16 protein-coding genes are annotated in these 19,546 nt (G+C 65.1%); 9 read left to right on the top strand and 7 right to left on the bottom strand.

Annotated elements, in window-relative coordinates:
* Nucleotides 1-45: 45 nt before the first annotated feature.
* Together OIN59_RS11230 and ruvC are read left to right on the top strand one after the other, a co-directional pair.
* Nucleotides 46-1,038 carry a phosphatidate cytidylyltransferase gene (locus OIN59_RS11230; RefSeq protein WP_116750148.1) on the top strand — a complete coding sequence of 331 codons (993 nt, stop codon included), beginning with the start codon at nucleotides 46-48 and terminating at the stop codon, nucleotides 1,036-1,038.
* Between the two features lie 57 nt (nucleotides 1,039-1,095).
* Nucleotides 1,096-1,644, top strand: coding sequence for a crossover junction endodeoxyribonuclease RuvC (gene ruvC / locus OIN59_RS11225; protein ID WP_274110272.1), 549 nt, complete (start codon nucleotides 1,096-1,098; stop codon nucleotides 1,642-1,644).
* Between the two features lie 342 nt (nucleotides 1,645-1,986).
* On the opposite strand, the gene OIN59_RS11220 is transcribed toward ruvC, so the two are convergent.
* Nucleotides 1,987-2,472, bottom strand: a complete 486-nt coding sequence (locus OIN59_RS11220; protein ID WP_274110271.1) for a CZB domain-containing protein — start codon at nucleotides 2,470-2,472, stop codon at nucleotides 1,987-1,989.
* Nucleotides 2,473-2,676: 204 nt separating this feature from the next.
* Between OIN59_RS11220 and OIN59_RS11215 the strand changes: the two genes are divergently transcribed.
* Nucleotides 2,677-3,705, top strand: a complete 1,029-nt coding sequence (locus tag OIN59_RS11215; RefSeq protein WP_274110269.1) for an LLM class flavin-dependent oxidoreductase — start codon at nucleotides 2,677-2,679, stop codon at nucleotides 3,703-3,705.
* 15 nt (nucleotides 3,706-3,720) lie between these two features.
* Here OIN59_RS11215 and OIN59_RS11210 read toward each other — a convergent pair whose 3' ends face one another.
* A complete protein-coding gene (locus OIN59_RS11210; protein WP_274110267.1) occupies nucleotides 3,721-4,470 on the bottom strand; it encodes an SDR family NAD(P)-dependent oxidoreductase in 750 nt (249 codons plus the stop codon).
* Between the two features lie 255 nt (nucleotides 4,471-4,725).
* Here OIN59_RS11210 and gspF point away from each other — a divergent pair, with 255 nt between their 5' ends.
* From gspF to OIN59_RS11195, 3 genes are all read left to right on the top strand, one after another.
* Nucleotides 4,726-5,958, top strand: coding sequence for a type II secretion system inner membrane protein GspF (gspF, locus tag OIN59_RS11205; RefSeq protein ID WP_274110266.1), 1,233 nt, complete (start codon nucleotides 4,726-4,728; stop codon nucleotides 5,956-5,958).
* 270 nt (nucleotides 5,959-6,228) lie between these two features.
* Nucleotides 6,229-7,155, top strand: a complete 927-nt coding sequence (locus OIN59_RS11200; protein WP_274110264.1) for a 5'-nucleotidase — start codon at nucleotides 6,229-6,231, stop codon at nucleotides 7,153-7,155.
* 185 nt (nucleotides 7,156-7,340) lie between these two features.
* The gene (locus tag OIN59_RS11195; RefSeq protein WP_407655090.1) at nucleotides 7,341-7,790 is read left to right on the top strand and encodes an EF-hand domain-containing protein; all 450 of its coding nucleotides are present in this window, start codon (nucleotides 7,341-7,343) and stop codon (nucleotides 7,788-7,790) included.
* 289 nt (nucleotides 7,791-8,079) lie between these two features.
* On the opposite strand, the gene OIN59_RS11190 is transcribed toward OIN59_RS11195, so the two are convergent.
* From OIN59_RS11190 to OIN59_RS11180, 3 genes are all read right to left on the bottom strand, one after another.
* On the bottom strand, nucleotides 8,080-8,511 hold the full coding sequence (locus OIN59_RS11190) for a hypothetical protein (protein WP_274110262.1): 432 nt from the start codon (nucleotides 8,509-8,511) through the stop codon (nucleotides 8,080-8,082).
* A 437-nt stretch (nucleotides 8,512-8,948) separates the two neighbouring features.
* On the bottom strand, nucleotides 8,949-9,449 hold the full coding sequence (locus OIN59_RS11185; RefSeq protein WP_274110260.1) for a cyanophycin metabolism-associated DUF1854 family protein: 501 nt from the start codon (nucleotides 9,447-9,449) through the stop codon (nucleotides 8,949-8,951).
* Nucleotides 9,450-9,470: 21 nt separating this feature from the next.
* A complete protein-coding gene (locus tag OIN59_RS11180) occupies nucleotides 9,471-11,777 on the bottom strand; it encodes a cyanophycin metabolism-associated ABC transporter (protein WP_274110258.1) in 2,307 nt (768 codons plus the stop codon).
* 237 nt (nucleotides 11,778-12,014) lie between these two features.
* On the opposite strand from OIN59_RS11180, the gene OIN59_RS11175 reads away from it, so the two are divergent.
* The 3 genes from OIN59_RS11175 to OIN59_RS11165 all read left to right on the top strand — a co-directional run bounded on the left by OIN59_RS11175 (nucleotide 12,015) and on the right by OIN59_RS11165 (nucleotide 17,387).
* Nucleotides 12,015-14,219 carry a cyanophycin synthetase gene (locus OIN59_RS11175; protein WP_274110256.1) on the top strand — a complete coding sequence of 735 codons (2,205 nt, stop codon included), beginning with the start codon at nucleotides 12,015-12,017 and terminating at the stop codon, nucleotides 14,217-14,219.
* 94 nt (nucleotides 14,220-14,313) lie between these two features.
* Nucleotides 14,314-16,893: a cyanophycin synthetase gene (cphA, locus tag OIN59_RS11170; RefSeq protein WP_274110254.1), complete on the top strand. Its 2,580-nt coding sequence runs from the start codon at nucleotides 14,314-14,316 to the stop codon at nucleotides 16,891-16,893.
* Nucleotides 16,890-17,387 carry a CreA family protein gene (locus tag OIN59_RS11165; RefSeq protein WP_274110253.1) on the top strand — a complete coding sequence of 166 codons (498 nt, stop codon included), beginning with the start codon at nucleotides 16,890-16,892 and terminating at the stop codon, nucleotides 17,385-17,387. Before cphA ends, OIN59_RS11165 begins: the two co-directional genes overlap by 4 nt.
* Before the next feature lie 123 nt (nucleotides 17,388-17,510).
* Here the strand turns inward: OIN59_RS11165 and OIN59_RS11160 are convergent, their stop codons facing one another.
* A complete protein-coding gene (locus OIN59_RS11160; RefSeq protein ID WP_274110250.1) occupies nucleotides 17,511-18,158 on the bottom strand; it encodes a DsbA family oxidoreductase in 648 nt (215 codons plus the stop codon).
* 327 nt (nucleotides 18,159-18,485) lie between these two features.
* Complete coding sequence (locus OIN59_RS11155) at nucleotides 18,486-19,457, bottom strand: helix-turn-helix domain-containing protein (protein ID WP_274110248.1); 972 nt, start codon at nucleotides 19,455-19,457, stop codon at nucleotides 18,486-18,488.
* Nucleotides 19,458-19,546 lie beyond the last annotated feature (89 nt).

Below are 19,546 nucleotides of genomic sequence, written 5' to 3'. Positions count from 1 at the left end.
AGCCCCTACCCTCGCCGACCGCTGCGCCCTGGAGCGCGCGCTGACATGAACCAATTCCTGCGCAACCTCACCGCCACCCAGCAGATCGGGGCCTTGTTCCTGGTCGTGTTCGGCATCTTGTCCATCGTCACCGTGTGGGCCTTTGTGCGCAACCTGCGCGAGCACGCCAGCGACGACCCTGCAGCCGAAGCCCGGGCCCTGGAAGCCAAGCGCTTCTGGGGGCTGCTCAAAACCTCCTGGGTCATGGCCACGGTGTTCTGGATCGGCTGGGTGCTGGGCGAAACGGTGGCCACGGTGCTGTTTGCCATCGTGGGCTTTTTTGCGCTGCGCGAATTCATCACCCTGTCGCCCACGCGCCGGGGCGACCACCGCAGCCTGGTGCTGGCGTTTTTTGTGGTGCTGCCCTTGCAGTTCTGGCTGGTGGGCAGCAAACATTTCGACCTGTTCACCGTGTTCATCCCCGTGTACGTGTTCCTGGCATTACCGGTGGTGAGTGCGCTGGCCAATGACCCGCAGCGGTTTCTGGAGCGCAATGCCAAGCTGCAGTGGGGCATCATGGTCTGCGTGTACGGCATGAGCCATGTGCCTGCGCTGCTGCTGCTCGACTTTCCGGGCTATCGTGACAAGGGTGCGTTTCTGGTGTTCTTTCTGGTGTTTGTGGTGCAGACCTGCATGCTGGTGCAACACCTGCTGGGGCGGCGCTTTCCGCACAAGCCTGTAGCACCGCAGGTGAGCCAGAGTTTTCAGTGGACAAGCTGGCTGGCTGGCGTGGCCGCCGGGGGCCTCGCGGGCGGTCTGCTCACCTTCATCACCCCCTTCAAGCCCGGCCAGGCACTGGGCATGGCACTGCTGGCCTGCGTGGCGGGCAGCCTGGGGCACCTGGTGATGAAGGCCCTCAAACGCGACCGTGGCATCACCAGCTGGGGCATGCAGGGCATGTCCGTCACCGGTGCAGGTGGCCTGCTCGACCGGGTGGACGCACTGTGTTTCGCAGCGCCCGTGTTCTTCCATTCGGCACGCTGGTACTTCGGCTTGTAAGAAATCCGCCCCTTGCGCTAGTTCCACCTGCCCCAATAGCTACAAAAAAGAGAGCAAATGCGCATCCTCGGCATTGACCCCGGCCTACAGACCACCGGCTTTGGCGTGGTGGACATGGACGGCCACAAGCTCAGCTACGTGGCCAGCGGCACCATCCGCACTACCACCATCGCGCTGGGCGACCTGCCCGGGCGTCTGAAGATTTTGTTCGACGGGATCACCGAGGTCGCAGCCCGCTACCAACCCGATGTGGCCTCGGTCGAAATCGTGTTTGTCAATGTCAACCCCCAGTCCACGCTGCTGCTGGGGCAAGCGCGCGGCGCTGCCATCACCGCCCTGGTGGCCAGCAACCTGCCCGTGGCCGAATACACCGCGCTACAAATGAAAAAGGCCGTGGTCGGCCACGGCCGCGCCGCCAAAAGCCAGGTGCAGGAGATGGTGCGGCGGCTACTGCAATTGCCCGGCCTGCCGGGTACCGACGCAGCGGACGGCCTGGGCATGGCCATCACCCATGCACATGCCGGAGCGGCCATGGGCCGATTGGGCGAAGCCGCCACGCTGAACCGGCGGCAGCACGCGATGTACAAGGATGGGCGGAGCTATTGAACGCGCCTGGGTGCCATACAGGCAGCCCGGTGCCGACTCGCACCTCCAGCCAACGTCAGACAAAAAAATACCGCGCCCAAAGGCGCGGTACAGCCCCACCAGGGTATTTGCGACGCCACCCCCTGATTCCGGGGGCGAGCCATGTCTGCAGATGTAAGAGCTGTGTGCCGATGCTGGGCGCGGCCCAGGCACAGAGGCTTCGCGCCAATCCGCAGTCAGATACCGCTAGCGCCAGCGATCGCCCACGCCGCATCGAGGCCTATGCGCCCAGCGCCAGGGGGTTCTGAGCCTCAAGGGCTAACTGGCATGAAGTGGAAGGCCATCACCCGATGATGGCGTGGCTCAGCGCCCCAGCCCGCGCTTGAGCTCCTTGAGCAGCAGCAGTACCTGGTTGGATGCGTGGCGGCAGCTGCCGTTGAGCAGCTGGGCTGCCTTGGGCTGGTCGCCCGACTGGAAGGTCGCCACCACGTCCGCTGCCTGCTGGTGAAAGTATTTGTGCCGAGCCACCAGCATGTCGAACGCGGGGTAGTGCCCCAGGCGCACTCGGCCCGTGCCGTAAAGCCAGCGGCCCAGGTCACAGCGGTCGTCCTGGCAGATGCGCTCGGGCCGCATGACTTCGCTGGAGCGGCCGTTGACCATGTCCTGCAGCTGCAGGCGCCAGCGCTCGTGGCTGGCAATAGCGGCGTCAATGTCGATCTCGGTCATCAGCGTGGCCGCGTACTCGGCATCCAGCACCAGTTCACTGCCGTTGTCTTCCATGGCCCAGGTGGTGTCGGGGCTGGTGGGATCCTGCTCCCGGATCTTGAACAAGCGGCTGAAAAAACCCATGCGTCGTCCCTTTTGCGCGACTGGCCCGCGCAGCGCAAGATGACAGGCAGCGCGGAAATGTCTTGAAACATTTTGTGGCGCCTCTGCCATTTTGGCTACCAAAAAATGGCCCGTTGGTAAAAATGAGCGCGGGCAACCCTGCTGCCACTGCCAGCTCTGCATCCGCCACCTGCGCAAAAGCAGCGGGCACCGGACAATGTGCGCATGACTTCCATCCCCCGCCGTCCTGCCCTGTCCATGCTTGACCTGGTTGCCGTCCGCGAAGGCGGCACCGTGGCCGATGCGCTGCAGATTGCGCTGCGCACCGCTCAGCATGCTGAAAAACTAGGCTTTGCTCGCTACTGGCTGGCCGAGCACCACAACATGGCGGGCATTGCCAGCTCGGCCACCGCCGTGCTGGTAGGCCACATTGCAGGCGGCACCTCACGCATCCGCGTAGGGTCGGGCGGCGTGATGCTGCCTAACCATGCCCCGCTGGTGGTGGCCGAGGCCTTTGGCACGCTGGCCGAGCTGTACCCCGGCCGCATTGACCTGGGCCTGGGCCGTGCACCGGGCACAGACCCCACCACCATGCGTGCGCTGCGCCGCAACCGGGTGGAAACCGAAGAAGACTTTCCGCGCGATGTGGCGGAGCTGCAGCGCCTGCTGGCCCCCGCCGAGCCCGACCAACGCCTGATTGCCATGCCGGGTGCGGGCACCAATGTGCCGATCTGGCTGCTGGGCTCCAGCCTGTTTTCTGCGCAGCTGGCGGCCGAGCGCGGTCTGCCCTATGCGTTTGCCTCACACTTTGCGCCGCGCCTGCTGCACCAGGCCGTTGACCTGTACCGCAACCTGTACCGGCCCTCGGTCGCCTGGCCCAAGCCCTATGTGGCCATCGGCGTGCCGCTGATCGCCGCGCCGACAGATGAGGAGGCCGACTACCTGGCCAGTAGCACCTACCAACGGGTGCTGGGCATCTTGACGGGTGACCGCCGCCGCCTGCTGCCACCCATCGAGAACTACGCTGCGCGCCTGCAGCCGCAAGAGCGCGCAGCGATTGGCGACTTTCTGGCCGCTGCCGTGATTGGCGGGCCGGACACGGTGCGCGCAGGGCTGGCACACCTGAGCGAAGCCACGGGCGCCGACGAACTGATGCTGGTGAGCGATGTGTACGACCCTGTGTTGCGTTTGCGCTCGCTGGACATTGCGGCCCAGGCCCACGCCACGCTCTGCCAGGCTGCTGTGTCGGCCTGAGAACCGGTACGCGCTTCAGCGCGCCAGATAGCCGCCATCCACCGGGTAATACGCGCCGGTCACAAACGACGCCTTGCTGGATGCCAGCCAGGTCACCAGCTCGGCCACCTCCTCGGGCTGCCCCAGGCGGCCCATGGGATGGGCGCCCACCAACATGGCGTTGATGCCAGCATCCTGCTCCAGGCCGCTGATCATGGGCGTGTGGATGAAGGCAGGACCCACGGCGTTGACGCGCACCCCGTGCGCGCTGTACTCGATGGCCGCAGCCTTGGTCAGCCCCACCACCCCATGTTTGGCCGCCGTATAGGCGGGCGCCGTGGCAAAGCCCACCGAACCCAGGATGGACGCCATGTTGATGATGGCGCCGCCACCGTTCTTCAGCATCGCCGCGATCTGGTACTTCATGCCGTAAAACACCCCCGACAGGTTGATGTTGATGACCTGCGCCCAGCCGTCCAGCGGGTAGTCGGCCGTAGGCGCCTGCGGGCCGCCGATGCCCGCGTTGTTGCAGGCCACGTCCAGGCGGCCGTAGTGCGCGACGGTGCGCTGGACCAGCGCCTCGCAGTCCTCAGGCTTACCCACATCGGCAGCCACAAACATCGCATCGCCCCCGGCCGCACGCACCAGCGCTGCGGTCTCCTCGCCCGCCTGCACGTTCACGTCAGACACCACCACCTTGGCACCTTCGCGCGCCCACACCAGCGCAATCGCCCGCCCGATGCCCGACGATGCGCCCGTTACCAATGCCACCTTGTTCTTCAGCATGAAAAACCCCTTGTTCGTCCAGAACGCCTGCAACCCGATGCCACAGATCGTTTTTTATTCTGCGCGCGCAGTGCGTCAGCATCTTGACTTGTGTCATGTCGCGGACAGGGGTTACTGGCTGGCAGCCCTCGGCCTTGGGTAGCGGCTACCATCAGGGGCTGCTGGTCCTACGGCGCACATTCTGTAGCGCATAGTTGCTCGTTGTGGGACCTCCTGACTTCCACGCCAACGCCCTACCACCCTTGCCCGCATCGCATGCCTGCTTTTTCCTTTGAAGCCCTGGACGCCCAGGGCCAGACCCGCAAAGGCCTCATGGAGGCCGACACCGCCAAGGCCGCACGCAGCCTGCTGCGGGCCCAAGCGCTGGTGCCGCTGGCGGTGGAGCTGGTGCAAACGGGCCAGTCGCTGGACGGCAAGTCCGCCAGCCTAGGCCAGCGCCTGTTCACACGGCCGGTGTTCAGTGCAACGGGGCTGGCCATCTGGACGCGGCAGATCGCCGGGCTGGTGTCGTCGGGCCTGCCGCTGGAGCGCGCGCTCACCGCGCTGTCCGAAGAAGCCGACGATGAGCGCCAGCGCCACCTGGTGGCGGCCCTGCGCGCCGAGGTCAATGCGGGCGCCACCTTTGCCCGCGCGCTGTCTCAGCACCCACGCGAGTTCTCTGACATCTACTGCGCCGTGATCGGCGCGGGCGAGCACAGCGGCAACCTGGGCCTGGTGCTGGAGCGCCTGGCCGACGACCTGGAAGAACGGCAGGCACTCAAGGCCAAGCTGGTGGGTGCGGCGCTGTACCCGGCCATCGTGACCCTGGTGGCCATCGTGATCGTGTTGTTCCTGGTGGGTTATGTGGTGCCACAGGTGGCCAGCGTGTTTGCAGGCACCAAGCGGGCGTTGCCGTTCTTGACGGTGGCCATGCTGGGCCTCAGCGCCTTTGTGCGCAGCTATGGCTGGGTGATGCTGATTGCTTCTGTTTTGATAGCTATTGGGGCAAGATGGGCGCTCACTATCGAGCATATTCGCGAGAAATTCGATGCCGCCTGGCTCAATCTGCCCCTGGTGGGCAAACTGGCGCGCGGCTACAACGCGGCACGGTTTGCGGGCACGCTGGCCATGCTGTCTGGGGCCGGGGTGCCCATCCTGAAAGCCTTGCAGGCGGCCGCTGAAACGCTGAGCAACCGCGCGCTGCGTGCCGATGCACTCGACGCCCTGGTGCTGGTACGCGAAGGCGCTCCGCTGGCGTCGGCGCTGGCGCAGAAAAAACGCTTTCCGGGCCTGCTGTCGATGTTTGCGCGCCTGGGCGAGCAAACAGGACAACTGCCGGTGATGCTGCAGCGTGCGGCCCGCCAGCTCTCGGCCGAGGTACAGCGCCGCGCCATGGCCCTCGCCACCATTCTGGAGCCGCTGCTTATCGTGGGCATGGGCCTGATCGTGATGCTGATCGTGCTGGCCGTGCTGCTGCCCATCATCCAGCTCAACCAGTTTGTGAAGTAGAGCGTGCCATGCACTTTCACGCACCCGCGTCGGGCTCACAGGCTGGTGATCGCAAGGCGCGGCGTGCCGCCAAGGCAAGCGCCTTGGCAAGTGCTGCAACGCCGCGAGCGCCAGCCCGTGGGCCCGACCCTATGGGAAAGCCGGGGAAAGGCCCGGCCACGTTGTTGCAGGCCGCTTGCGGTATTCATACCGCCGCGCGGCCTGCGCCTAGTTGCCGGGCCTTTCCCCGGCTTTCGCGGGCACGTAAAAGTGCATGACACGCTCTAACCTATGGCTGTAACGCTCGACGACAAGCTGGTGGTGGCTATCTCCTCGCGCGCGCTGTTCAATTTTGAGGAAGAGAACCGCGTCTTCGAGCATGACAACGACCGCGCCTATGTGGACTTGCAGCGCCAGCGGCTCGATGTGCCCGCTGCGCCGGGCGTGGCGTTTTCGCTGGTGCGCAAGCTGCTGGCATTCAACACCCCCGAGCACCAGCGCGTAGAGGTGGTGCTGCTGTCACGCAATGACCCGGTGAGCGGCATGCGCGTGTTCCGCTCGTGCCATGCCCATGGGCTGCCGACCATTCAGCGCGGCGTGTTTACCCAGGGGCGCGACCCGTTTCGGTACCTGCGGCCGCTGGGTGCACACCTGTTTTTGTCAGCCAACGAGGCCGATGTGCGTGAGGCCCTGCACTTGGGCTACCCCGCAGCGCGGGTGGTGACGGAATCTGTGCAGGCTGGCGACTCCAACCCCAACGAAGTGCGTATTGCCTTTGACGGCGACGCGGTACTGTTTTCGGACGAGGCCGAGCGCGTGTACCAGGCTGAAGGGCTGGCCGCCTTCCAGCAGCACGAGACCGACAAGGCCGCGCAGCCCCTGCCCGACGGCCCGTTCAAACCCCTGCTGGCCGCCTTGCACCGTCTGCAGTCAGCGGGCGAAGCGGGCGGCACCGGCATGCGCATCCGCACGGCCCTGGTCACCGCACGCAGCGCCCCCGCGCACGAGCGCGCCATCCGCACGCTGATGGACTGGAACATTGCGGTGGACGAAGCCATGTTCCTGGGTGGACTGCCCAAAGGGGAGTTTCTGCGCGAGTTCGAGCCCGATTTCTTCTTTGACGACCAGACCGGCCACGTCACATCGGCAGCACGCCATGTGCCTGCGGGCCATGTGAACAGCGGCATCTCCAACCCGGCACGGGTTGGCGGGGGCTGACGGCCAGAGCCCTGGTTGCCCTGGTTTTTTGCAGTGGCCGCCTCCGCCGTACCGCGTGAAGCAACACCGAAAAGTTCTGCAAAGTCTTGCAACGCGTGGTGAAAACCTGCAAGGGTCTGGTTGCAAACCGCCGCCATCGCCCCCCATGTGCCACCATCACAGTTGAGACTTTGAAGGAGAACGCTTTGCGCATTCGCACTCCCTGGGCATCGACAGGGCTCAAAGGGCCCATCTTGGCGACGGTGGCCCTGTTTACCGCCTGTGCAGCCCTGGCCCAGACGCCCCAGACGCCCACACCTGCGCCCGCTTCTGCCTACCTGACGGAAGCGCACGCCGCCACAGAGCCTGCTGCAACGGTGAGCTCTGGCGAACTCAAGGCACAGCGTGAATTCAAGATGCTGGATTTCAACGGCGACGGCAAGCTCAGCCGCTCCGAGGTGAAACTGTTTCCGCGCCTGGCAGCAGCCTTTGACGATGCCGACACCGATGGCGATGGCTTTGTGTCGTATGCAGAAGTGCGGGCCTTCGCCGCCAAGTACCGCGCCGAACGAGATCGTCAGCGTGCAGCGGCACAAGCGGCTGCAACACCCGCAACCCCCGCCGCGCCGCCACCTGCGCCAGAGTCCCGCCCCTGAGGAGCGCCAATGGCAGAGGGAAGACCTGAAGGTCAAAAAAATAGCCAAATCGGCTTTGAGCGCCGGTGGAATATTCGCAATAAGCTATATTTTTAATAGCAAATTATTGCAGTGTGGATCTGAGAGATGTTAGCGGTGTCCACACCCCGCGCACGCTCCACGAACAAAAGACAGCGCCTTCGCGCCCTGGTCCACCACCGCGTGATGTCCCTAAAACCTCGTCATCTGGCCTAGCCACTGTGCAATATGCAGGCACCTTCAGGGCCGGGAGCCCCGCTGGCCCTGTCGCTCAAACGCCGCCGGTGCGCTTGACCTTGGGGTCGGTGTAGGTCAGCGGCTCATTCTTGGCCTGCTGGGCCATGCGCTCCTGCAAGGTCATCTTGTTGACGTCTTGCGCCACCTCCACCGCGCTGCCGCTGGCGCGCCACATCGACTGGATGAACTCCAGCAGCTGCTTGTAAATAGGCTCTTTGGGAGGCTCCGGCGGCTCCTCGACGGTGTCTTTCTTCTTCACCGCCGTCCAGTCCCGGTTGGGCGCCTCGGGCGCCGAGGGTTTGTCCGGCTCGCGCACGATCGCTCCCTCACCCATCCGGTCCATGGACTCGACAGGGTTGGGAGCGTTGATGGGACGCACCGGAGGCGCACCCGAGGCGCCAGTGGAATACAAATCAGCGCCCTGAGGACGCCAGGACGGCGATCGATCGACAGGTGGCATTTGCATGACATTGGCCCGTAGTTAAACAAAAGGTACAGAGGGTCTTTCGGACTCTTCGTACATTCATTACGGCAAAAAGAAGGGGAAATTTAGGTCTTTTTCACCGATTGACTGAAATTTAGGGTTTTCGCCAATAAAAAGCACCCCTTTTGGGGCCGTCCAGCGCCTGGCACGGACCATGGAGGTGCCATACCGCCCCCACATGGATGGAGGAGGATGCCGGGCACACACGCACGCCGCAACAGCACCACTCTGTCAGAAGACAGCGCGATCCGCAGGTCGTTACCAATGGCAGGGGAAGGGGCAGAGATGCACGGCTTTGGCCGTGCACAAGGGATATACGCAAGGGATGCGCAAGAAGAGGGGCACGCCAGCCCCTGATTCCCTGGAGGGTCGCCGGGCAAGGCCCGAGTCATGGACGGAGCCGGTTTGACTCCGAGAGGTCAAAGAAAGCGTTCGAGCAACCGGCGCGAGTGCTTGTCCAGCGCCGTGGTGTCCTTCACACGGAACTGCAAGCCGTCGCCCCCCGCGATCAGCAGCCGGGTGCGCCCGCCCAGGCGGCGGATATCCTCTTCGGCCTTGAGCACCAGGCGGGCTGAACCCCGGTCGGTCTCTACATCCCAGGTACTGGGCGTTGAGAAACTAGAAACAGCATGGATTTTTTGGATAGTGGGCACAAACTCGCGCACTTCCAGCTCTTCTTCGATGAGCTGTCGGGCGGGGCCCGTCACGGCCTCCAGCCGGGGAACCCACAGCAGCTCATGGCCGTCGGCGCCCACCAGGGACAGCCCCTCGCCTGGCGCAGCGATGGGGAAAGCGCGCACAGGGGTCACCCCCTCATGGGCCGTGCCATCGGCCAGGGTCAGGACGAGGCGGCCGTGCGGGTTGCGCGTGAGCTGGAAGGCGGGGGGGGTGGACGACGATGGGGTCAGGGAAGCATTCATGGCAGGGTCGCTCACAGCGTCTCAGGGGTTGCCGGCGGGGTGGGCCGGGTGCAGCAGGCTGCTGTCGATGATGACGCCCGCGGCCTGCGCGTCTTCTTCGGCGCGGCGGGCCTGGGCTTCGTACAGCCGCCAGTAGGCGCCCTGCTTTTCCATCAATTCATCGTGCGGGCCCACTTCCACCACCTCGCCGCGGTCCATGACCACCAGGCGGTCGGCCTTGCGCAGCGTGGACAGGCGGTGGGCAATGGCGATCGTCGTACGGCCTTGCACCAGGTTATCGAGCGCCTTCTGGATTTCCTTTTCGGTCTCGGTGTCCACCGCCGAGGTGGCCTCGTCCAGGATCAGGATGCGCGGGTCGATCAGCAGCGCGCGCGCAATGCTGATGCGCTGGCGCTCGCCGCCCGACAAGCCCTGGCCACGCTCACCTACCAGCGAGTCGTAGCCGTGCGGAAGGCGCAGGATGAATTCGTGTGCGTGGGCGGCGCGGGCGGCGGCCACAATTTCCTCGCGCGTCGCTTCGGGCTTGCCGTAGGCGATGTTCTCGGCAATGGTGCCAAAGAACAGGAAGGGCTCCTGCAGCACCAGGCCGATGTGGCGGCGGTAGTCGGCCACCGCAAAACGGCGGATGTCGATGCCATCGACCTGGATAGAGCCGTCGCTCACGTCATAAAAGCGGCTGATCAGGTTGACCAAGGTGCTCTTGCCCGAGCCGCTGTGGCCCACCAGGCCGATCATCTCGCCGGGGCGGATGTCCAGATCCAGCCCCTTGATGACCGCTCGGCTCCCGTAGCGAAAGCCCACGCCCTGCATGCTGATGGCGCCCCGCACCTTGTCCACCTTGACGGGTTGGGCCGGGTCGGGCACGTTGCTGACGTGGTCCAGGATGTCGAAGATGCGCTTGGCACCAGCGGCTGCCTTTTGCGTGACCGAAACAATGCGGCTCATCGAATCCAGCCGCCCGTAGAACCGCCCGATGTAGGCGATGAAGGCCGTGAGCACACCCACCGTGATCTGGTTGCGGGACACCAGCCAGATGCCAAACGCCCAGACCACCAGCAGCCCGATTTCGGTCAGCAGCGACACGGTGGGCGTGAACAGGCTCCAGGTCTTGTTGAGCTTGTCGTTGACTTCCAGGTTGTGCTGGTTGGCATCGCGAAAGCGCTGGGCCTCGCGCTTTTCTTGGGCAAAGGCCTTCACCACGCGGATGCCGGGGATGGTGTCGGCCAGCACATTGGTGACCTCGGACCACACACGGTCGATCTTTTCAAACCCGGTGCGCAGGCGGTCGCGCACGGTGTGGATCATCCAGCCAATGAACGGCAGCGGCACCAGCGTGACCAGGGCCAGCCAAGGGTTGATGGAGAAAAGGATGGCCGCCGTCATGCAAATCATGAGCACGTCGGTAATGAAGTCGAGCGCGTGCAGCGACAGGAACACGTTGATCCGGTCCGTCTCCGACCCGATGCGCGCCATCAGGTCGCCAGTGCGCTTGCCACCAAAGTAGTCCAGCGACAGGCGCAGCAGGTGCTCGTACGTGGTGGTGCGCAGGTCGGCGCCGATGCGCTCTGACACCAGCGCCAGAATGTAGGTGCGCGCCCACGACAGGCCCCAGGCTGCCAGCGCCGACAGCAGCAGGCCGCTCAGGTACAGCAGCACCAGGCTGGGTTCGATCTGCTTGCCGTTCTGAAACGGGATGAGGATGTCATCCATCAGCGGGATGGTGAGGTAGGGCGGCACCAGGGTGGCGGCCGTGGAGGCCAGCGTCAACCCGAAGCCGGCCGCCAACTGCTTGCGGTAGGGCCGGGCAAAACGCCACAGGCGCAACAGCACCCAGGTGGAGGTCTGCGGTGGCTGGGCACGGGCGCAGGCCGGGCATTCTTCGGTGTCGGGTGGCAGCGGCGTGTGGCAGATGGGGCAGGCGGGCTCATCGGCTTCGTCCTCGGCACCGCTGTCGCCCCGCGCGCTTTGCTGCTCAAACCGCTGCACCAGGCGCAGCGCCTGCGCATGGTGCGCCAGGGTAAAACGCCACTGGGCCAGGCGTTCCTGGGGGTTGTGCAGCTCGAGCGAGCCCACTCCGCCATGGTCGTGTAGCTTGAGTGCCAGGCCCTCCCCCAGGGGCCAACTGCGCCAGGTCGTGGTGCCCGGGTCGCAGGCCAGCAGCCGCTCGGACGTCACCACCACCCACCCCGCCGCAAAGCGCAGTGTGGCGCTCAGGTCAACCGGCAAAGCCGCCAACACGTTCTCTTTGGAAGCGAGCATGGCCCGCAAATCGGCCCCCACAGGGCCAGAAAAGACACCCGAGGCGTCCACAGAATGGTGATGTTGCATTTTTGGTTGGGTTTTCCGCCACCGGCTGCCTGCGGTGGCCGCTCTCGCGAAAGCAAGAATTCTCACCGATACTGCACGCCACGGTGCGACGGCATACTCCTGTAACGTCTGTGGCAGCCATTTGGCTGACACTGCGCGCAGGCTCCGGACTGGCGCACAATCATCGTCCACAAAATTCCCTTTCGTCCCCCTACCGCACAGCCCTTACCAAGGCCGGAACCACAACCGCTGCAATCCATGGCGAAACTCAACGACATCCAACTGCTCCGCATCAACTATCTGCGGGGCCCCAATATCTGGACCTACCGGCCGGTCCTGGAAGTCTGGCTGGACCTGGGCGAACTGGAGGACTATCCCTCCAACACCATTCCCGGCTTCAATGACCGCCTTACGGTGTGGCTGCCAGCGCTGATCGAACACCACTGCGGCGTAGGCGAGCGCGGCGGCTTCCTGCAGCGGCTGCAAGAAGGCACCTGGTGTGGCCATGTGCTGGAGCACATCGTGATCGAACTGCTCAATCTGGCAGGCATGCCCACAGGCTTTGGCCAGACACGCAGCACCAGCCAGCGCGGCGTGTACCGCATGGTGTTCCGCGCCCGCGACGAAAGCGTGGCGCGCGTAGCACTGGCCCAGGGCCATGCCCTGATCATGGCGGCCATCAACGACGAGCCCTTTGACGTGCAGGCTGCAGTGGCCCGCGTGCGCACCGAGGTGGACGACCAGTACCTCGGCCCCAGCACCGCGTGCATCGTCACCGCCGCCACCGACCGGGGCATCCCCCACATTCGCCTGAACGACGGCAATCTGGTGCAGCTGGGCTACGGCGCCCGCCAGCGCCGCATCTGGACGGCAGAGACCGAGTACACCAGTGCAATTGCCGAAGGCATTGCCAGCGACAAGGACCTGACCAAGAGCCTGCTCAAGTCGTGCGGCGTGCCCATCCCCGAGGGCCGCGTGGTCAACAGCCCCGAGGAAGCCTGGGAAGCCGCGCAGGACATCGGCCTGCCCGTGGTGGTCAAGCCCTCTGACGGTAACCACGGCCGGGGCGTGACGCTGGACCTGCGCAAGCAGGAAGACATCGAAGCGGCCTACCACGTGGCCTACCCCGAGGGCAGCGACGTGATGGTCGAGAGCTTCATCCCCGGCGATGAACACCGCCTTCTGGTGGTGGGCGGCAAGGTGGTTGCCGCAGCGCGCGGCGAGCTGGTCACCATCACCGGCAACGGCCGCTCCACCGTCAAGGAACTCATCGACACCCAGCTCAACTCCGACCCGCGCCGGGGCTACGAGGAAGAGTACCCGCTCGAAATCATCGACCTGGCCACCGACACCAAGGTGCTGCTCGAACTCAAGCGCCAGGACCTCGAAGCCGACTCGGTGCCCGCCGCTGGTCGGCAGGTGGTGGTGCAGCGCAATGGCAACGTGGCCGTGGATTGCACGGATGATGTGCACCCCGAGGTGGCCTACATCGCCCAGCTCGCCGCCAGGGTGGTGGGCCTGGATATCGCTGGCATCGACATGGTGGCGCGTGATATTTCCAAGCCCCTGCACACCCAGGGCGGCGCGATTGTCGAAGTCAACGCAGGCCCTGGTCTCTTGATGCACCTGAAACCGGCCGTGGGCGCACCACGCCCCGTGGGCCAGGCGATTGCAGAGCATCTGTTCCCCTCAGAAGACGACGAGGGCCAGGCAGGCCGCATCCCGCTGGTGGGCGTGGCAGGCACGCGCGGCACATCGACCATTGCGCGTGTGGTGGCCTGGCTGCTGCACCTGAGCGGGCACCACACCGGCCTGGCCTGCCGCGAAGGGCTGTTTCTGGACCGCCGCTGCGTGGAGGCCACCGACTGCGCCCACTGGGAGGCCGCACACCGCCTGCTGATGAACAAGATGGTGCAGGCTGCCGTGATCGAAAGCGATGCACGCACCATCCTGCGCGACGGCCTGGCATATGACCGCTGCCAGGTGGGCGTGGTGACCGACATGGACGGCGTGGAAACGCTGGCCGAGTTTGATGTGCACGAACAGGACCAGATGACCAAGGTGATGCGCACCCAGGTGGATGTGGTGCTGGCCGAAGGCGCTGCCGTGCTCAATGCCGCCATCCCCCAGGTGGCCGACCTGGCGCCCCTGTCCGACGGCGACGTGGTGCTGTATGCGCAGGACGGCACGCTGCCCGTCATCGTCGAGCACCGCGCCAAGGACAACGGCCGCGCCGTCTTCGTGAAAAACGGCCGCGTGGTGCTGGCCACGGGCAGCGCCGAGCATGTGCTGGGCGCGCTGTCCGATCTGACCTTTGGCCGCAATGCCGTGGCGCCCGATACCGACGCGCTGCTGGCCGCCATTGGCACGGCCTGGGCGCTGGACATTGCCCCCGACCTGATTGGCGCGGGCATCAAGACCTTCGAGCCCGAGCTGGTCCCCACTGCCGCCCTGCGGTCGTGATGGCCCCTTGCACATTTGCCTTTGTTGTTTGACCCCACATCCCACGACCTGAATAGGGCCTCAGCGCCCTGATGGACCACTGAAAGAGACTTCCATGGATGTATCCCGCACCCGGGCCCTGCGTGGCCCCAACCTCTGGAGCCGCCACATGGCCATCGAGGCCGTGGTGACCTGCGCCGAGAACGAGCGCGCTGTGGGCCAGATGGCCGGGTTCGAAGCCCGCCTGCGGGCCCTGTTCCCCGCCATCGGTGCGCTGCACCCCGAGACCGGCGGCGGCGATGTGTCGCTGGCCCACGTGCTGCAGACCGCAGCGCTGGCGCTGCAGGCGCAGGCCGGTTGCCCCGTGACGTTTGCGCGCACCACTGCCACCACTGACGCGGGCGTGTACCAGGTCGTTGTCGAATACAGCGAAGAAGCCGTGGGCCGCAAGGCGTTTGAGGACGCGCAGCAGCTCATCCAGGCAGCGCTGGGCAACGGCACCTTCGACGCCGAAAAGGCCGTGGCCGACCTGCGCGAGCTGGACGAAGACGAGCGCCTGGGCCCCAGCACGGGCTCCATCGTCGAAGCCGCAGTGGCCCGTGGCATTCCCTACCGCCGGCTCACGCGCGGCAGCCTGGTGCAGTTTGGCTGGGGTTCCAAGCAGCGCCGCATCCAGGCAGCCGAGGTCGACTCGACCAGTGCCGTGGCCGAATCCATCGGCCAGGACAAAGACCTGACCAAGCGCTTGCTGCATGCCGCAGGCGTGCCCGTGCCGCTGGGTAAGCCGGTCGAGAGCGTGGACGAAGCCTGGGAGGTCGCCCTCAAGGTCGGCCTGCCCGTGGTGGTCAAACCGCAAGACGGCAACCAGGGCAAGGGTGTGACGGTCAACATCACCGACCGCGCCCAACTGGAAGAAGCCTACAAAAACGCCGCCGACTATGGCACCGTGATGGTCGAGCGCTTTTTGCCCGGCCACGACTTCCGCCTGCTGGTGGTGGGCGACCAGCTCGTGGCTGCCGCCCGCCGCGAGCCGCCCCAGGTGCTGGGTGACGGCCAGCACACGGTGCGCCAATTGGTGGAAGTGGTGAACCAAGACCCCCGCCGTGGCGAGGGCCATGCCACCTCGCTCACCAAGATCCGCCTGGATGACATTGCCGTGGCCCGCCTGGCCATGCAAGACCTGACCCCCGACTCGGTACCCGCCAAGGGCCAGCGCGTCATCCTGCGCAACAACGCCAACCTGTCCACCGGCGGCACCGCCACCGATGTGACCGACGACGTGCACCCCGACGTGGCCGCCCGCGCCATTGCGGCCGCCCAGATGGTGGGCCTGCACATTTGCGGCGTGGACATGGTGGCCGAGACCGTGCTGCGCCCGCTGGAAGAGCAAGGCGGCGGCTTTGTGGAAGTGAACGCCGCCCCCGGCCTGCGCATGCACCTGGCGCCCAGCTACGGCAAGCCCCGCAACGTGGGTCAGGCCATGGTGGACAAGCTGTTTGCCCATGGCGAAGACGGCCGCATCCCCACCGTGGCTGTGACCGGCACCAACGGCAAAACCACCACCGCCCGCCTGATCGCCCACCTGTTCACCGCCCAGGGCCTGCGCGTAGGCATGACCAACACTGACGGCGTGTACGTGAACGGCCGCCAGATCGACAGCGGCGACTGCAGCGGCCCCAAGAGTGCCCGCAACGTGCTGCTGCACCCCGAGGTGGATGCCGCCGTGTTCGAGACCGCCCGTGGCGGCATCCTGCGCGAAGGCCTGGGCTTCGACCGCTGCCAGGTGGCCGTGGTCACCAACATCGGCGCAGGCGACCACCTGGGCCTGAACTACATCACCACGGTGGAAGACCTGGCCGTGCTCAAGCGCGTGATCGTGCAGAACGTGGCCTCCACGGGCTACGCTGTGCTCAACGCCGCCGACCCCATCGTGGCCGCCATGGCCCCAGCCTGCCCCGGCAAGATCATTTTCTTTGCGCTAGACCGCCACCACCCCGTGATGGCCACCCATCGCGCCCAGGGCCACCGCACCGTGTACGTGGACGGCGACTCCATCGTCGCATCCGAAGGCTCGTGGCGCGAGACTATCCACCTGCGCGATGTGCCCATCACCCGCAACGGCCGGATTGCCTTCCAGGTCGAAAACGTCATGGCCTCCGTGGCCGCCGCCTGGGGCGTGGGCATGCCGTGGCAGACCATTCGGCGCGGCCTGTCGGGCTTTGTGAACGACAGCGACAACGCCCCCGGCCGCTTCAATATCATGGATTACCGGGGTGCCACCGTGATCGCCGACTACGGCCACAACCCCGACGCCATGCGCGCCCTGGTGCAGGCTGTGGACGCCCTGCCTGGCAAGCGCCGCAGCGTAGTCATCAGCGGCGCAGGCGACCGGCGCGACGAAGACATCCGCGAGCAGACCGTAATCCTGGGCGCCGCATTTGACGACGTGATCCTGTACCAGGACGCTGCCCAGCGCGGCCGTGCCGACGGTGAAGTGATGGCCCTGCTGCGCGAAGGCCTGGCCGGTGCGCCCCGCACCACGCATGTGGAAGAGATCCGTGGCGAGTTCATTGCCATCGACACCGCGCTGGGTCGCCTGCAGCCCGGCGACCTGTGCCTGGTGCTGGTGGATCAGGTAGAAGAAGCGCTGGCCCACCTGGCCCAGCGCTGCACCGAAGGCGAGACCACTACATGATGGCTACGCGCACGCTGGCAGCCGCAGCCGTTGTAGCGCTTGCAGCCCTCACGGGCGGCACAGCGCAGGCCGCGTCGGGCGAAAAAATAGGCACTGTGGACACGGCCTTCCAGTGGATCGGCCGCGACCACGACATCATCGTCGAGGCCTATGACGACCCCGGCGTGTCGGGCGTGACCTGCTACGTGTCGCGCGCACGCGTGGGTGGTATCAAAGGCTCGCTGGGCCTGGCCGAAGACCGCGCCGAAGCCTCCATCGCCTGCCGCCAGGTGGGGCCCATCAGCTTTCCCGAGCCCCTGAAGAAGCAGGAAGAAGTGTTCAGCGAACGCATGTCCATTCTGTTCAAGCGCCTGCGCATCGTGCGCATGGTGGACCCGGCCCGCAACACGCTGGTGTACCTGACCTACTCCGAAAAGCTCATCGACGGCTCACCGCAAAACAGCGTGACCGCCGTGCCGGTGGACCGCGCCACCGCCATCCCGCTGCGCAAGTGACGGTAGCCCGGTGTTGCCGAGGCATCACTCAGACATCAAAAAAGGGGCTGCGGCCCCTTTTTTGATCGCACAAGCCGGTAGCGCTAGTGCAATATGCCCGAACAGCTATTAAATAGATAGCATTCAACCCTGCGCCGCAATCTGCCTCAGCGCCTGCTCAAACACCTCCACCGGCTGCCCACCCTGGATCAGGTGGCGCTCGTTGACGATGATCGCCGGCACCGAATGGATGCCGTTTTGCAGATAGAACTGCTCGCGCTCGCGCACCTCGTCGGCGTAGCGGTCTGAGGCCAGCAGCGCACGCGCTTCGGCCACATCCAGCCCCACCTCGCCCACCACACGCACCAGCACCTCGTGGTTGCTGGGGTCCTGACCGTCGGTGAAATACGCCTTGAACAGCGCGTGCTTGAGTTGCGGCTGCAGGCCCTTTTCTTCAGCCCAGTGCAACAGCCGGTGCGCGTCGAAGGTGTTGTACACACGGCTGCGTTTGCCCTTGCCGAAGGTAAACCCCAGGTCGGCCCCACGCGCAGCAATGGCTTCGCGGTTGCGTTCGAGTTGCTCTGGCGTGGAGCCATACTTTTCCTGCAGATGCTCATTGATGTCCTGGCCCTCCGGGCCCATCTGCGGGTTCAACTCGAAAGGCTGAAAGTGCAGATTCAGCACCACTTCGCTCTTCAAGCGATCGGCCGCCTGCTCCAGCGCCTTGAGGCCGATGACGCACCAGGGGCAGGAGACATCGGAGACGAAATCGATTTTGAGGGTGGTGGGCATGGAAAGTAGCTCCTGCGAGGCAAAAAGTGCAAAAGGGGCATATTAGCCTTGGACATGACAATCGTGCCGCAGCCCCACCGCTGTGCACTGCCTGGCAGCGCGGGCCTAGCGGCGGCTGCCAACCCGCCGACCTACCGACCGCGTTGGTACTTGAAAGCTCCGCCCCGCTTCACCCGCGGCCCAACGACGCCCATTCAATTACGGGATCTATTCACTAATGTCAGCGCTTTGGGGAACGCAGCGACTGACCCGAATGATGTGCCAGCGCAGCCTATGAGCTTTTCACCTTCCACCGCCCGGACAGAAAGAGCGAAGAAAGCCAAGCGCTCAGCGCGGACGCACCAAGGTTCTCTGCTCTGCACGCAGCTCTCCTGGCGTTACCCCAAAGCGACGCTTGAAGCGGCGGGAGAAATGCGCAGGGTCGCTGAACCCGGCTTCATACGCCAGTGTCTGGATTGGCACGCCCTTGCGGCGGGGGTCAATCAACAAGCGGCGCGCAAGCTCCAGGCGTTCTTCAAAGATTTTCTGCTCAACAGCCATGCCGGGGCCGCGAAACACCTCGTGCAGGTAGCCCAGCGAAATGCCGCATGCCTGAGCCACGCGCAGGGGACTCAGCTCCGGATCGCTGGCGTGAATGCGAATGTAGTGCAACGCGCGCTGTCGATGGCCGGCTTGCGTGCAGGATTCGGCACTGGCGACGTTGGCATTGCCCGTTTGCAAGAAGAGCCCCAGCAAATCCAGAAACTGGTCTGACAGCGCCGTGAACTCATGGTCGGACCAATTCACCGCGCCTTGCGAGAGATGATCGGCAAACGACCGGATCAAGCTCAGTCCACCGGTCGTGGCAATGTAGTTGTCTAAGGCGTAGAAGGGCTGCAAATCGCGCACACGCAGACGTAGAAGGCTGGCTGGAAAGGCGATGCTGCGCGTGCGATATGGGCTTGGCGGGCGAGTACGGTAGGTGACCGCGTGATTAAACAGATAGGCCTGCCCGCCGAGCAGCTGCAGTGTCTGTCCGCGCTGCTCAACCTCCAGCCCGGAGCCAGGCAGGGTCAGGGTAAAGAACTCCTCGTGCATTTTCGCGACATCTATCGGGCGACGCCACAAGCGCATTCCGCCGTAGCACATGTCGTGAAAAACCAGTGGGCCACGCCGGGTAGAACGCAACTCGCCCTCAAAGTCTTCCCCCGGAATCGGATCGATGAACATGGGGCCGAAGGCGCCCTGCAAGGCGTCTCGCCAGGCTTCGATCCGCTCCGTACCAGGCATGAGGCGGGTATCTACGGCAATGGGCTTCATAGAAGACAGATTTTGCTCTTTGGCCAAAGCGCGTCCAGAGCATCAACCCTGAATACGGACACCTCGTGCTGGGTCAAGCAATCGCCGTG

It is taken from the genome of Acidovorax benzenivorans, assembly GCF_028680575.1.
In the GTDB taxonomy this organism is placed as follows: domain Bacteria; phylum Pseudomonadota; class Gammaproteobacteria; order Burkholderiales; family Burkholderiaceae_C; genus Acidovorax; species Acidovorax benzenivorans.
This window is presented reverse-complemented; position numbering and strand designations above follow the sequence as displayed.

What these genes read in the sequence shown, in the direction of transcription:
- gspF (WP_274110266.1), top strand. Translation starts at nt 4,726, where the DNA reads ATGCCTGCTTTTTCCTTTGAAGCCCTGGACGCCCAGGGCCAGACCCGC.
- OIN59_RS11215 (WP_274110269.1), top strand. Translation starts at nt 2,677, where the DNA reads ATGACTTCCATCCCCCGCCGTCCTGCCCTGTCCATGCTTGACCTGGTT.
- OIN59_RS11155 (WP_274110248.1), bottom strand. Translation starts at nt 19,457, where the DNA reads ATGAAGCCCATTGCCGTAGATACCCGCCTCATGCCTGGTACGGAGCGG.
- OIN59_RS11175 (WP_274110256.1), top strand. Translation starts at nt 12,015, where the DNA reads ATGGCGAAACTCAACGACATCCAACTGCTCCGCATCAACTATCTGCGG.
- OIN59_RS11185 (WP_274110260.1), bottom strand. Translation starts at nt 9,449, where the DNA reads ATGAATGCTTCCCTGACCCCATCGTCGTCCACCCCCCCCGCCTTCCAG.
- OIN59_RS11165 (WP_274110253.1), top strand. Translation starts at nt 16,890, where the DNA reads ATGATGGCTACGCGCACGCTGGCAGCCGCAGCCGTTGTAGCGCTTGCA.
- ruvC (WP_274110272.1), top strand. Translation starts at nt 1,096, where the DNA reads ATGCGCATCCTCGGCATTGACCCCGGCCTACAGACCACCGGCTTTGGC.
- OIN59_RS11180 (WP_274110258.1), bottom strand. Translation starts at nt 11,777, where the DNA reads ATGCAACATCACCATTCTGTGGACGCCTCGGGTGTCTTTTCTGGCCCT.
- OIN59_RS11200 (WP_274110264.1), top strand. Translation starts at nt 6,229, where the DNA reads ATGGCTGTAACGCTCGACGACAAGCTGGTGGTGGCTATCTCCTCGCGC.
- OIN59_RS11230 (WP_116750148.1), top strand. Translation starts at nt 46, where the DNA reads ATGAACCAATTCCTGCGCAACCTCACCGCCACCCAGCAGATCGGGGCC.
- OIN59_RS11210 (WP_274110267.1), bottom strand. Translation starts at nt 4,470, where the DNA reads ATGCTGAAGAACAAGGTGGCATTGGTAACGGGCGCATCGTCGGGCATC.
- cphA (WP_274110254.1), top strand. Translation starts at nt 14,314, where the DNA reads ATGGATGTATCCCGCACCCGGGCCCTGCGTGGCCCCAACCTCTGGAGC.
- OIN59_RS11160 (WP_274110250.1), bottom strand. Translation starts at nt 18,158, where the DNA reads ATGCCCACCACCCTCAAAATCGATTTCGTCTCCGATGTCTCCTGCCCC.
- OIN59_RS11220 (WP_274110271.1), bottom strand. Translation starts at nt 2,472, where the DNA reads ATGGGTTTTTTCAGCCGCTTGTTCAAGATCCGGGAGCAGGATCCCACC.
- OIN59_RS11190 (WP_274110262.1), bottom strand. Translation starts at nt 8,511, where the DNA reads ATGCAAATGCCACCTGTCGATCGATCGCCGTCCTGGCGTCCTCAGGGC.